General features: G+C 45.4%; 12 protein-coding genes. 5 read left to right on the top strand and 7 right to left on the bottom strand.

All coding sequences use genetic code 11. The features are described from left to right. A complete protein-coding gene (gene gyrA, locus ACQQ6X_RS15950) occupies window positions 1-2,565 on the bottom strand; it encodes a DNA gyrase subunit A (protein WP_305166124.1) in 2,565 nt (854 codons plus the stop codon). A 468-nt stretch (window positions 2,566-3,033) separates the two neighbouring features. Here gyrA and ACQQ6X_RS15945 point away from each other — a divergent pair, with 468 nt between their 5' ends. Further along, window positions 3,034-3,861: a YheC/YheD family protein gene (locus tag ACQQ6X_RS15945; RefSeq protein WP_305166123.1), complete on the top strand. Its 828-nt coding sequence runs from the start codon at window positions 3,034-3,036 to the stop codon at window positions 3,859-3,861. Between the two features lie 109 nt (window positions 3,862-3,970). On the opposite strand, the gene gyrB is transcribed toward ACQQ6X_RS15945, so the two are convergent. The 6 genes from gyrB to dnaA all read right to left on the bottom strand — a co-directional run bounded on the left by gyrB (window position 3,971) and on the right by dnaA (window position 10,284). Further along, window positions 3,971-5,881: a DNA topoisomerase (ATP-hydrolyzing) subunit B gene (gene gyrB, locus ACQQ6X_RS15940; protein ID WP_063211657.1), complete on the bottom strand. Its 1,911-nt coding sequence runs from the start codon at window positions 5,879-5,881 to the stop codon at window positions 3,971-3,973. 31 nt (window positions 5,882-5,912) lie between these two features. Then, entirely contained in the window at window positions 5,913-6,164 is a 252-nt protein-coding gene (remB, locus tag ACQQ6X_RS15935; protein ID WP_063211658.1) for an extracellular matrix regulator RemB, read from the bottom strand. 16 nt (window positions 6,165-6,180) lie between these two features. Beyond that, entirely contained in the window at window positions 6,181-7,296 is a 1,116-nt protein-coding gene (recF, locus tag ACQQ6X_RS15930; RefSeq protein ID WP_063211660.1) for a DNA replication/repair protein RecF, read from the bottom strand. A gap of 54 nt (window positions 7,297-7,350) precedes the next feature. Continuing rightward, on the bottom strand, window positions 7,351-7,569 hold the full coding sequence (yaaA, locus tag ACQQ6X_RS15925; RefSeq protein WP_016822440.1) for a S4 domain-containing protein YaaA: 219 nt from the start codon (window positions 7,567-7,569) through the stop codon (window positions 7,351-7,353). Window positions 7,570-7,608: 39 nt separating this feature from the next. Continuing rightward, entirely contained in the window at window positions 7,609-8,751 is a 1,143-nt protein-coding gene (dnaN, locus tag ACQQ6X_RS15920) for a DNA polymerase III subunit beta (protein ID WP_063211662.1), read from the bottom strand. 186 nt (window positions 8,752-8,937) lie between these two features. Beyond that, window positions 8,938-10,284 carry a chromosomal replication initiator protein DnaA gene (gene dnaA, locus ACQQ6X_RS15915; protein ID WP_019689098.1) on the bottom strand — a complete coding sequence of 449 codons (1,347 nt, stop codon included), beginning with the start codon at window positions 10,282-10,284 and terminating at the stop codon, window positions 8,938-8,940. 1,087 nt (window positions 10,285-11,371) lie between these two features. Between dnaA and rpmH the strand changes: the two genes are divergently transcribed. The 4 genes from rpmH to jag all read left to right on the top strand — a co-directional run bounded on the left by rpmH (window position 11,372) and on the right by jag (window position 13,811). Further along, complete coding sequence (gene rpmH / locus ACQQ6X_RS15910) at window positions 11,372-11,506, top strand: 50S ribosomal protein L34 (protein WP_007433250.1); 135 nt, start codon at window positions 11,372-11,374, stop codon at window positions 11,504-11,506. 261 nt (window positions 11,507-11,767) lie between these two features. Then, window positions 11,768-12,118 (top strand): ribonuclease P protein component, encoded by a 351-nt coding sequence (rnpA, locus tag ACQQ6X_RS15905; protein WP_305166122.1) that lies wholly within the window; start codon window positions 11,768-11,770, stop codon window positions 12,116-12,118. 71 nt (window positions 12,119-12,189) lie between these two features. Beyond that, the gene (locus ACQQ6X_RS15900) at window positions 12,190-13,056 is read left to right on the top strand and encodes a YidC/Oxa1 family membrane protein insertase (RefSeq protein WP_305166121.1); all 867 of its coding nucleotides are present in this window, start codon (window positions 12,190-12,192) and stop codon (window positions 13,054-13,056) included. Then, on the top strand, window positions 13,053-13,811 hold the full coding sequence (gene jag, locus ACQQ6X_RS15895; protein WP_305166119.1) for an RNA-binding cell elongation regulator Jag/EloR: 759 nt from the start codon (window positions 13,053-13,055) through the stop codon (window positions 13,809-13,811). Before ACQQ6X_RS15900 ends, jag begins: the two co-directional genes overlap by 4 nt. Window positions 13,812-13,902 lie beyond the last annotated feature (91 nt).

Genomic DNA, 13,902 nt, shown 5'->3' with positions numbered 1-13,902 from the left:
TTATTCGTCCTCAGAAGATGCTGGATCGTAACCTTCCGTATCTTCTGTATTACCTCCAAGAGTTGGTTCAGCAGATGACAGAGTTGGCTCTTCACCAGCTCCTCCGTCCTCTAATAAATCCTCAAGCAGTTCATCTTGCTCCTCATTCTTGTTCGCCCGACAAACCGTTGCAACCGCATCATCATCACGAATATTAATCAGCCTTACCCCTTGTGTATTCCGTCCCATCGTGGAGATTTCCCCCATGCTAGTCCGGATCAAGGTGCCGCTAGCTGTAATAATCATCAGATCCTCTTCGGCTTTTACAACCTTGAGCCCAACAACCGGACCGTTTTTGTCGGTAACGTTAATCGTCTTGATCCCTTTGCCTCCACGGCTCTGGATACGATAATCCACAGCAGGGGTACGCTTGCCGTAACCCTTGGCTGTTACAATCAAAATATCCAGGTTGGTATCAACGATATCCATGCCGATTACAGCATCACTTTCATCAAGGCTAATCCCTTTAACTCCTGTAGCGCTACGCCCCATAGATCGTACATCACTTTCAGGGAAACGGATAGACATGCCTTGTGCTGTACCAATGATCATTTCCTGCTGTCCGTCAGTCAGCTTCACTTCGATCAGGGCGTCATCTTCACGCAAGTTAATGGCAATCAAGCCACCCTTGCGGATATTCGCATAGTCATCAAGAGGTGTCTTTTTAATAATCCCTTGTCGGGTCGCAAAGAACAGATAACTGTCCTCCACAAATTCCTCAATTGGAATTACTGCATTGATCGACTCACCCTGTTCAATCTGAATCAGGTTAATAATCGGTGTCCCCCGAGCTGTCCGGCTTAAATCCGGAATCTCGTAGGCTTTAATCCGGTACACCTTACCTTTATCAGTAAAGAATAACAAATGGTGATGTGAATTCGTAATGAACAGATGCTCTACGAAGTCCTCATCTTTGGTATCCATGCCTACTACACCACGACCACCGCGTTTTTGACTGCGGTACGTAGTAACAGGTAGGCGTTTGATATATCCAGTATGGGTTACAGTAATAATAACGTCTTCACGTGGAATGAGATCCTCATCCAGAATACTTTCTTCACCCACTGTAATTTCAGTGCGACGTTCATCGGCAAAGCGTCCTTTCAGCTCATTCAGCTCTTCGCTGATGATATTGAGCACCAAATGCTCATTCGCCAAAATTTCGCGATATTCCATAATCTTTTGAATTAGCTCGTTGTATTCATTCTCGATCTTCTCACGTTCCAAACCGGTTAAGCGTTGCAGACGCATATCGAGAATAGCCTGAGCCTGCTCAAGAGTCAGCGAGAAACGCTCAATCAGTCCTTCACGGGCTGCTTCTGCAGTTTGGGAAGAACGAATCAAAGAAATAACTTCGTCCAGATGGTCAAGAGCAATACGCAAGCCTTCCAGGATGTGTGCTCTAGCTTCGGCTTTTTTCAGATCGAATTCTGTCCGGCGACGAATAACCTCAACCTGGTGCTTGAGATAATAATACAAGACATCTTTCAGGTTCAAAATCTTCGGTTCATTGTTTACAATGGCAAGCATATTGATCCCGAAATTGGACTGCATGGCCGTATGTTTAAACAAATTGTTCAGAACGACGTTCGGGTTCACATCTCTACGCAGCTCGATAACGATACGCATACCCGTACGGTCGGATTCGTCTCGAAGATCTGTAATGCCTTCTATACGCTTGTCACGTACTAATTCAGCGATTTTCTCGACTAGACGTGCCTTATTCACTTGGTAAGGCAACTCATGCACGATAATCCGTGCTTTATTGCCAATCTCCTCTATGGTGGTCTTCGCACGCATGGTCACAGATCCGCGGCCAGTCTGGTACGCTTGACGAATGCCAGAGCGACCTAAGATATAACCTGCTGTCGGAAAGTCGGGACCTTGAATGTAATCCATAAGTTCCATCGGCGTAATGTCAGGGTTTTCGATCAGAGCTTGTACACCATCGATAACTTCTCCCAAGTTATGCGGAGGAATATTGGTTGCCATACCAACTGCAATCCCGCCGACACCGTTAACCAGCAAGTTAGGATAACGTGCAGGCAATACGACAGGCTCGCTCTCTTCACCATCGTAGTTCGGCATAAAATCAACGGTCTCTTTGTTCAAATCACGGAGCATCTCCATGGCAATCTTGGACAGCCGTGCTTCAGTGTAACGCATGGCTGCTGCCATATCTCCATCCACGGAGCCAAAGTTACCGTGTCCATCCACCAACATATAACGCAAGGAGAAATCCTGCGCCATCCGTACCATCGTGTCATATACAGCCGTATCACCATGAGGGTGATACTTACCGATTACTTCACCGACGATTCTTGCCGATTTTTTATAAGGCTTATCTGGCGACATGCCTAGCTCGGACATCGCGTACAGAATACGACGGTGTACCGGCTTCAGTCCGTCCCGCACATCAGGCAAGGCACGGCTAACAATAATACTCATGGCATAATCCATAAAGGATTCGCGCATTTCCACTCCGATATCCCTATTGATGATTTGCGAGTTATTTTGATCCGCCATGCTGGTCCTCCTTCTCATCCTTCAATACAGCGCTCTCTATGTGAAAATCCCAACAAGACACTGCCTATATACTCCGCTCCTTGCGCAGGATTTTGGCTGAAATCCTCATCTGTATAATTATATTACTTTCACAAAAAGAGCACAATTAAACGCATTTGCCCTCTTTACAGCGTAAAACCCTCGTCATTCCCCTTCTGCCTTATAGGCAGATTGCTATTTTCTTGTAGATCTTACAAGCCCTGATTATAACAAATTCCCCTGAACTGGGGGTTAGCCCCCACCCAAAGGGCCTTTTCCACATACAATACGTATACGGTCAGGGCTCTACTTAGCAAAATTCCGAAAAACGCCGTATTTCTCTATTATATCATTGTTTTACGCGCTTGTCCTTTAGTTTCCCTTGTTTTGTTAAAGGATGTGAATTCCAGCTACATGACTCATATTTCGAAAAGAAAGGGATGAGAATACTTGTCTATTCAGCGAGTATCCAGTAAGTGGGCCAAAACAAATGCCATTCTCCCCAATCCGACATTGGCCGCATATATACCGGAAACACGGTTGTACACATTTGATCACTTGAACGAAATGTTGGCCGTGTATGGTACTGTCTATATAAAGCCGGATAAAGGTACTTATGGAAAAGGGGTTATGCGGGCAGAGAGGCTGACAGAGCCGCTTCCACCGACAGAAGAAGGAATCATCGAAGAGAGAACTTGGTATGTGCTTCGCTATGAAGTAGATACCTTCACCTCCGAAAGTCTAGAAGATCTGCATAGAGTAGTTTCTTCCCGCATACGAAAACGTCCATATCTGATTCAGCGTGGAATTCCACTTCTTCAGCATGAAGCACTCCCCTTCGATCTGAGGGTATTAACCCAGATGAATTTGAGACACCAATGGGAAACAACGCTTATTATAGGACGCGTAGCTGCTCCTGACAAAGTCGTCACCAATCACCACAGTGGTGGTACAGTACGCTTTTTCAATGAACTTGTAGCACCCTATCTAGACGTAAAGGAAGCAGTACACCTAGAGCAAAAACTATCAAAATTAGGCGAGCGAGTAGCCTGGCAGCTGCAAAAAAAATACCCTCGGCTAAAGGAAATTGGATTGGATGTGGGATTGGATCAGCAGATCTATCCGTGGATTCTGGAGGTCAACACTAGACCAGCCATCAAAGTGTTCGCTTCCCTCCCAAACAAAAGCCTCTATCACAAAATATTCAGATATGCAGTAGGCTACGGCCGGTATACGGCATCTACAGGTAAGGCTGTACGCTCTAAGAAAAAGGCCTGAAACCTTTGAATTTAAATATTATTCAAATCCATCCAGCCTGGTTAATGACAAGAAAAGGGACGCCCATTAGGCGCCCCTTGTGAACTCTTACTTCACGGAATGGCATATATTAGAAATCTAGGTTTTTCACGTACTTTGCATGTTCCTGGATAAAATCACGACGAGGTTCTACGTTGTCACCCATTAAGGTATTGAACAGCGTATCTGCCAGCATCGCATCGCTGACCGTTACCTGTAGCATTGTACGGCTTTCAGGGTCCATCGTGGTTTCCCAAAGTTGGGTCGCATTCATCTCACCCAAACCTTTATAGCGCTGTACATTGTATTTGGCATTTTCTCCAAATTCCTTGATGATCTCGTCACGTTCCGCCTCAGAGTTCGCATAACGCACAACTTTGTTACGCTCAATTTTAAATAGTGGCGGCTGAGCAATGTATATATAGCCCGCATCAATGATTTTACGCATGTAACGATAGAAGAACGTCAGCAACAATGTACGAATATGGGCACCATCGACATCAGCATCGGTCATGATAATGACCTTGTGATAACGAGCTTTGGCGATGTCAAAATCATCCCCGATCCCTGTCCCCATTGCTGTAACCATCGAGCGTATTTCATCACTGGATAGAATACGGTCCAAGCGTGCTTTTTCAACATTCAAAATCTTACCGCGAATTGGCAAAATCGCTTGAAAGTGACGATCACGCCCTTGCTTGGCCGATCCACCTGCCGAGTCACCTTCGACGATGTACAATTCACTGATCGAAGCGTCCTTGGAGGAACAATCCGCCAGCTTACCTGGGAGCGAACTGATTTCCAGCGCACTTTTACGACGTGTAAGCTCACGTGCTTTGCGCGCTGCTTCCCGGGCACGGGCTGCTTGTAATGATTTATCGACTACACGGCGGGAGACAGCCGGATTTTCCTCTAGGAATTCCTGAAGTTTCTCTGCAAACAGAGACTCGACAATTCCTCGCACTTCACTGTTGCCGAGCTTTGTTTTCGTCTGACCCTCAAACTGTGGTTCTGGGATCTTGACGGAAATAATCGCTGTCAAACCTTCGCGTACATCATCACCGGTTAAATTGGCGTTGTTATCCTTAATCAAGCCATTTTTGCGTGCATAATCGTTAATAATCCGGGTTAATGCACTCTTGAAACCTGATTCGTGCGTTCCGCCCTCATGGGTGTTGATATTGTTGGCGAAAGAATAAATATTTTCGGTATAGCTGTCGTTATATTGCAAAGCAACTTCAACCTGAATCATATCACGTGAACCTTCGACATAAATCGGTTGTTCATGCAGGGCTTCCCTTTTTTGATTCAGAAACTGCACATATTCACTGATTCCGCCCTCATAGTGGAATGAATCGCTGGCGCCTGTCCGTTCATCAGTCAAGCTGATTGCAATGCCTTTGTTCAGGAAGGCTAGCTCACGAATCCGCGTCTGAAGCGTATCATAGTCATATACGGTCGTTTCGGTAAAAATCTGTTCATCCGGATAGAAGGTCGTTTGGGTACCTGTCTCTTCTGTGTCACCGATGACTCTGACATCATATTGTGGAACACCACGATGATATTCCTGCTCATATACATGTCCATCCCGTTTAACACGGACGATCATTTTGCTGGAGAGAGCGTTCACCACGGATACACCAACCCCGTGCAGACCACCGGATACCTTGTACCCTCCGCCTCCAAATTTACCACCTGCGTGAAGCACGGTCATTACGACTTCCAGCGCCGATTTTTTCATTTTGGCGTGTTCACTTACCGGAATACCGCGGCCGTTATCTGTAACGGTAATGCTGTTATCTTCGTGAACGACAACTTGAATGCTGTTACAATAACCCGCCAGCGCTTCGTCAATGCTGTTGTCCACAACTTCCCAGACCAGATGATGGAGCCCCTTGACACTCGTGGAGCCAATATACATACCAGGACGTTTCCGAACCGCCTCCAGGCCTTCAAGGACCTGAATCTCGCCCGCATCATAAGACGGTTGATTCATAGACATGCCTTTCACCTACTTCTATAGATTTCTATGGTTAAGCATTGGCAAAAAACTGGTTTGCCCGCTTTTTGAGTGTTGTTGAGGAGATGGGGGAATAATACACCGTATTCTGAGTTACTACGATGGACTTGGCTTCCTCTTCGCCAATCATCTCGACATGCTTTTGCTGTTGGGCGTGGTTCACGTATTGTTTGGAGATTTTAGAGGATTTTTCAATCGAGATATCGAAAATAGCCACAAGCTCTGACGAGCGGATGATCTTTTCTCCACCCAGATGAATATACATAGCGGTCGCTCACTCCTTAGTGTTCCACATGCCCGTCGTGGACGTGATAAATATGGGCACCCTTAAGTCGTTCTGCGTTCAACGTCTCAATCCCGGTTGCCGTGATAAAGGTCTGTACCTTGCTTTGGAAAGTCTCAATCAGCTGAGTCTGACGATAGGGGTCCAGCTCGGACAACACATCATCCAGCAGCAGGATAGGATACTCCCCAATTTCCTCATGAATTAATTCGATTTCGGCCAGCTTCAAAGACAGGGCCGTCGTCCGCTGCTGCCCTTGAGAACCATACGTATGCACTTCTCTGCCGTTAATGGCAAAGGCTAAATCATCACGATGGGGTCCCGCCAAAGTCATGCCACGGCGGATTTCCTGTTCCCTCATTTGGGATAACTTTATCATAAATCGCTCCAATAAGACAGCTTCATCTTCTTCCTCTGACTCACCGAAGGAGGGAACATAGGTTAATTTTAACTCTTCTGTCCCACCTGCAATCCCTTCATGAATAGCCTGAGCCCACTTTTGTAGCTTTGTTATAAATTGTTTCCGCTTTTTTACAATTTTAACACCATGCTCAACAAGTTGCTCATTCCATACCTCCAGCATCAGCTGCACCGACGTCATATCTTTACCCCAAGCTTGCTTGAGCAGGTTGTTTCGCTGAACCAGCACTTTCTGATACTGCTGCAAATGATACAAATATCCTGGCGCAACCTGTCCGATTTCCATGTCAAGAAACCGGCGGCGAACCCCCGGTGTTCCTTTGACGATTTCCAGATCCTCGGGCGCAAACATAACCACGTTTAACGAACCGATAAAATCGCTCAGCTTTCGCTGCTCTAGCCCGTTGATCTTTGCTTTTTTGCCTTGTGTGGATAACGAGAGATCCAATCTGATTTTTCCGTATTTTTTATCCACATCGGCGGCTAGATGAGTGGACGTCGCCCCGAAAGAAATTAATTCCTTATCGCGAGACGTTCGGTGACTTTTCGTTAAAGCCAATACAAAAATTGCCTCAACCAAATTCGTTTTGCCTTGCGCATTTTGTCCGATCAGCAAATTAACGGGTCCGAAATCATTCAGCTCCAACTGTTCATAGTTCCGATACTGCTGCAAAACAATGTTGTTCACAAACACATAGGGTCCCCCTCATTATTCCGCACCTAAAAGGAGTCCTTGCCGTTCAGGCGATCATGCTCCTGCCGTAACCTCGAAGCGTCCAATGTCCTCTACTTCTACGGTATCACCTGGGTACAATTTTCTTCCACGGCGTTCTTCCGGTTCACCATTAACACGGACTTGTCCTTCCTGCAGCAGCGCTTTAGCCATGCCTCCTGTGGATACACAATCGGCTAGTTTCAAAAATTGATCGAGCTTGATGTATTCAGTCTGTATAGATATCGGTTTCAAGGCCTGTTCATCCTTTCGCTTGTTCTCGGTTAGGTAACACTAGTTGGTTGTGCGATACGGCAGGATGATGTACAGCGCATTGCTGGAGTCTGCCGGTTTTAAAATAATGGGGCTCATTATGCCGGTAAAAGCAATCGTCAGCTGCTCGCTGTCAATTACCTTCAGCACGTCGAGCATATATTTGGAGTTGAACGAAATTTTGAGCGGCTCTCCCTCAAATTTAGACACATTTACTTCCTCACGCACCTTGCCAAGCTCAGATGAGCTGGAGGAAATCTCGAGATCGCCATTTTCCAACGATTGCATTTTTACAATATTCGTTTTTTCCTCACGGGACAGCAAATAAGCGCGGTCAATAGACTCGCTCAAACTTTTTGTGTCCACAACCAGTTCTGTTTTGTAGGAGGTCGGAATAATTCTAGAAGTATCAGGATATGTGCCATCCAAAATACGGGAATAAAATAATACGCGATCCACCTTAAATAATACCTGGTTGTCCGCTACGACGATATCCACAAGCATATTTTGATCTGGAATAATTCTGCTCAGCTCATTGAGCGTTTTGCCTGCAATTACAACGTTGCTAAAACGCAAGCCTTCAGTTCCCTCCAAATGAGCGCTGCGGGTGGCAAGACGGTGGCGGTCCGTTGCGACAAATTTCAATTCACCCTCAGCCAGATTCCACAATACACCAGTCAAAATCGGTGTCGTTTCATGGGTAGAGATGGAGAATACCGTTTGTTTAATCATATTTTTAAGCAAATCACCTGGAACAGAGATCACTTGGTTTTCTTCAATGTTGGGAAGCACCGGGAATTCCTCAGGGTCCAAGCCAACGATCTGAATTTCAGTAGCACCTGATGAGATAAAGGTTTGGAATTGGTCCTTGACCTCCATACGGATCTCCTGCGATGGCAACTTTTTGATAATTTCGACAAAGAATTTAGCTGGCAGCACTACACTACCGGGTTGTTCGACCTGAACGACCGTTTGGTCACCATCCTCCATGGGAATAAAGGATTGAATGGAGATGTCTGTATCGCTGGCGGTCAATGTGACGCCCTGATGATTCACATCCAGCTTAATGCCACTCAGAATTGGAATGGTAGTCCGACTGGATATCGCTTTGGATACATGTTGTATAGCCTCGTTCAAAACGTTTTTCAGAATGCTAATCTTCATAAGTTCCTCCTACGGGTTTTAATCCTTCAAGCACGCGTTGACGCGGGCCTTATATAGGTGATGTATATCTTTAAAATATATTAGTAATAGTAATAGGCGCACTGAATATGTGGATAACTATCTGTAACTCTAATAAAATCAAGCCTATCCACATGTGTATAAATTGTGTATAGGCTCTGAACTTGTTCAGGTTGGATTTTTGATTTTCTCTATGAGGTTGTTGATAACTTTAAATAGATCCTGATCCACTTGAATGGATTTGGAGATTTTTTCATGCGCATGAATAACAGTCGTATGGTCACGTCCACCGAAAGCTTCACCGATTTTCGGCAAAGAATAGTCGGTTAACTCACGGGAAAGATACATGGCAATCTGCCTTGGGAAAGCCACAGCCTTCGTTCGTTTACGCGCCTTGAAATCTTCCAGCCGTAGATTATAAAATTCCCCGACTTGATGCTGTATATCCTGAATCGTGATCATTTTTGGACGACTGGACGGGATAATATCCTTTAATGCCTCAGCCGCGAGATGGCTTGATACATCCTGATTCGTTAAGGAAGAATAAGCAACAACACGAATCAGTGCCCCTTCGAGCTCACGGATGTTTGTATCAATTTGATTCGCGATATACATCATAGCTTCATTAGGAATATCCAGGTTTTCTGCCCGCGCCTTTTTTCGAAGAATAGCAATTCTCGTCTCCAAATCCGGCGGTTGAATATCTGTAATAAGTCCCCACTCGAAGCGAGAGCGCAGCCGTTCTTCTAGCGTTGGGATTTCTTTAGGTGGCCGATCGCTTGAGATTATAATCTGCTTGCGCTCCTCATGCAGCGCGTTGAACGTATGGAAAAATTCCTCTTGCGTCGATTCCTTGCCCGCGATGAATTGAATATCATCAATGAGCAAAATATCAATATTGCGATATTTATTCCGGAAACTCTCCCCACGATTGTCCCGGATGGCATTAATGAATTCGTTCGTGAACTTCTCTGATGATAAATAAACGACCTTGCTGGTCGGATTGTGCTCCAAAATATAGTGTCCGATAGCATGCATTAGATGCGTTTTACCCAGACCTACACCACCGTAAAGGAACAGCGGATTGTAAGCCTTGGCCGGCGCCTCGGCGACGGCCAGCGATGCCGCATGGGCAAAACGGTTCCCCGATCCAATGACAAATGTATCGAATGTATATTTGGGATTCAGCATATGAGACACAGCTTCTTCTTGAACGATCGGCTGCTGCTGAGGTTGTTGCTGAAGATCGACCTCGGCCGGCTTGTTCTCTTCAATAACGAACTTGACCTCTAAATGTTTGCCCAGAATCTCGTAAACCGTTGCCCCGACTAGCTTGGTATAGCGGCTTTCAAGCCATTCCACGGCAAAAGTTGTCGGTGCAGAAATCACAATGGAGTGGTCATTTAGTTTCGCTGCCTTGGTAGCCTTAAACCAAGTGTCGTAACTCGGCTTACTCAGCTTGGTTTGTATAATCGATAGAATTTGCTGCCATAGTTCAGAGGTATGGCTGTCCACAGACGTCACTCCTTTTAAATCCTGACATTTTGCCGAATTAAGCTGCAGAGAGCTGCTCTCGGCGCTTCGGCAAAACGCCTAAAATCCCCAAAATATTGTTGAAGGCCATAAAAAGACATACCGCCGCCTAAATCACGCGGCAGTGTAGTGAGAGAACGCAGCACAAAATGCCCTGAAAAATAATAATGGAAATTCCACTGCTGATCAGCAGAAGAAAGGCGATATCTCTCAGGAGGGAATGTGCGGCACGATCCGTTCTCTTGGTCCCGCAGGCCAAAACGAGACTGCAATATGTCGAAATCAAATGAAAAATGTAGAATATATCCCCAGAATCCCGAATCCGCACAAAAATAAAAAGATGGATAAATTGAACTTGTTCACAACTTTATCCACAGGGTGTTGATAATATGGAGGGTAAAACAACATATTCACATTCAAAAGTAATATCATCATAGCAAAAGAAGCCTTGTATTTCAATGACTCGTGGTTATTTATCCACAAATTCAATCTGTTGTGTACAATTTTTATTCACAACACAAGATATTGTTTATAATTTGTTCAGTTTTCGACAATAACTCTTTTTCACTCTAAAATGTTATGCACAGGTTATGACCATTTAAATCACAATTCCATTCTTTTTGTGGATCTGTGTATAACACCTGTTGCCTTTTGGTCACAGCGCCTTGTTTTTGTGTTGAAAATTTCCGGTAACGTTTCCGACATTATTTTTGGCCAATCGGATGGTGGGGGATCTGAAACGACGTAGATTTAAATACAGAAATAAATAATGAAAAAAGAGCAGTTAAAAGAGCGGTTATATGTGAGGAACGAAAGCTACAGTAAATGTTGATGAGTATTGTTCATGGAGGAGAGGCAAAAAAACGGGAATAAAGGGGGAGAAAAAAGTGGAGTGAGTGATGGGGGAAGACGGCGAAGCTTTTTGAAGGTGAAAAAGAGGGAGAGGATTCAGAAGTACATTGACTTTGACCGCTATTTGTGGTTAAATGTACAAAGGTGTTTTTTGTGGAGATTGCTATGTTAGGTATATTCCATATAAAACGTATTCCTTGTAAGGAGGTGCAGCACAATGAGACCGACTTTCAGACCGAATGTCAGCAAACGTAAAAAAGTTCACGGCTTCCGTAAAAGAATGAGCACGAAGAATGGCCGTAAAGTTTTGGCAGCTCGTCGCCAAAAAGGTAGAAAAGTATTGAGTGCGTAATGCGTGCATAAAGACCACTACGGTGGTCTTTTTTTTCATAATTAAAGTATTTATGGATCGGTTTGCTTCCTTTAATTGTAGAAATGCAGTGTGAAAAGAGGGAGAAGCCCTGCATCCTGTTCTATATTAGATGAAGTTTTTGAAAACGGATATAAAATAAGCGAGATTACCATGTTGGAATGTTGTCCATACTTCTTACTATATAAGAGGTAAGGGGGGCCTTACCGATATGTGTAAAAGAGATGAGCAAGGAGAAGCGCCGTGCAAAAAAAATTGCGTCTACGAAACCGGGCGGACTTTGGGCGCGTATACCGCCATGGCAAATCTTTTGCCAACCATCAGTTTGTGGTGTACTGGTTCCGCCGCAGAGAGGTAGAGCAGTTCCGCGTCGGAATTTCGGCTAGCAAGAAGATCGGCAACGCAGTTGTCCGCAATCGGATGCGCAGGATCGTTAAGGAAATCGTGCGCCATCATGAGCAGGAATTGGTGGAGCAGATTGACCTTATTTTTATCGTTCGTAAGGGTGCGGTTACCCTGTCGTATCAAGAGCTGGAGAAAAGCGTGCTGCACGTTTTGCGCAAAGCCTCGCTGCTCAAGTCTACGCGCCGATAATCAGTATCTTTGTCCTACGGGATATGGTATGATTTACGTTGGAATGGATTGGTTAAGAAAGGGGTTATGAAGTGTCGCGTTTGAAGACTCAACGGGGAAAATGGTTCCTCCTGATTGCCTTATTGGCACTTGTTGCTGTGCTGTCCGGATGTGCCCAGACGGCTCACAATTCTTACACGACGGCAGACTTGGCCAATGGATCTTGGTGGCAAAGATATGTCGTTTACTGGTTTTCGTATGCGCTGGATACATTTGCCCAATGGTTCTCTGGAGAATATGGCCTGGCCGTACTGATTCTGGTGATCATCGTGCGTACCATTATTTTGCCGCTTACACTCAAGCAAGTACGCAGTTCCAGAGCAATGCAGGCTATTCAGCCACAATTAAAAGAAATTCAAGCGAAATACAAGGATACACCTGAGCGAGTTCAGCAAGAAACAATGAAATTGTTTCAAGAAAACAAGGTTAACCCGATGGCAGGTTGTCTGCCTTTGCTTGTGCAGATGCCTATTTTTATCGCGCTTTATAATGCCATTTATTATAACTCGGCATTGCGGGATCATGACTTTTTGTGGCTCCAGTTAGGCAAACCGGATCACTTCTTTATTCTGCCGATTTTAGCAGCGATTACGACCTTTGTCCAAACCTGGATGATGATGAAACTGAATCCGACGCCTCAGCAGGGACCTATGCAATTTTTGCTGTATGTCTATCCGGTGTTGATTCTATTTATGTCGTATAACTTCCCATCTGCATTGCCGTTATATTGGTTCTTCAGTAATATTTACACGATTGTTCAAAACTATTTTCTTTATCGGAATAATGATAAGGAAGCAGCATTGGCCAATGTAAAAACAGCCAGTCTCACGAAAACAGGTTCCTCCAATAGTAAGAAAAAAGGTGGCAAAAACTCGAAGGGGGCTAAAAAGTCGAGATGACCAAAGTCGTGACATCAGGAAAAACCATTGAAGATGCTGTAAGACAAGGACTCTCCCAGCTGGGAGTAAGCCGTGAACGGGTAACCGTAAACGTGTTGGAACAGCCGTCAAAAGGATTCCTGGGGTGGCTAGGGGTCAAAAAGGCGAAGGTGGAGCTTACGCTGCTTTCTGAGCCGTCTCCCGAAACCACACACACGGCTGAACCTCATGTATCGGCTCAAGCACCTTCTGGCATGGGACAGGCTGTATCAGAGGCTGGACCTCCTGCACAGGAAGCACAGATGAACACGGAAGCACTCGGGAGGCATGTAGATCCTTATGAAGAGGCGGTGCGTTTCATCCGTGAAACAGCTGCGGGAATGGGGCTGAACGTTGAAGTCGATGTCCGTCATCGCAAGGATGAAAGTACACTCGATATCTCCGGTCCATCGCTCGGTATGCTGATTGGCCGCAGAGGACAGACATTAGATGCGTTGCAGTACCTGACGAATATTGTTGCCAACCGTCATTCTGATAAGTTTATTCGAATCGTACTGGATGCCGAGCAATTTCGTGCACGTCGGCGGAAAACGCTGGAGGATTTGGCGGAACGATTAGCGAACCAGGCTGTTCGTTATGGCAAGGAAGTGGTACTGGAGCCAATGCCGTCCCAGGAGCGAAAGCTGATTCACGCCAAGCTCCAGCAGCATGCGCTGGTTAGAACATACAGCAAAGGGGACGAGCCTAATCGGCGCGTTGTCATTGCCAAGAAATAATCCGACGCAATGGCTCTCTGCAAGCTGCAGAAGCCATTGCTTTTTTTCTTATATTTCACATTGAAACGGTGCCGTCCTTGATGAAGGACGG

Origin of the sequence: Paenibacillus ottowii (genome assembly GCF_050516475.1) — a bacterium.
Classification (GTDB): domain Bacteria; phylum Bacillota; class Bacilli; order Paenibacillales; family Paenibacillaceae; genus Paenibacillus; species Paenibacillus ottowii.
Note: the sequence above shows the minus strand (reverse complement) of the source record. Positions and strands in the feature narration are given on the sequence as shown.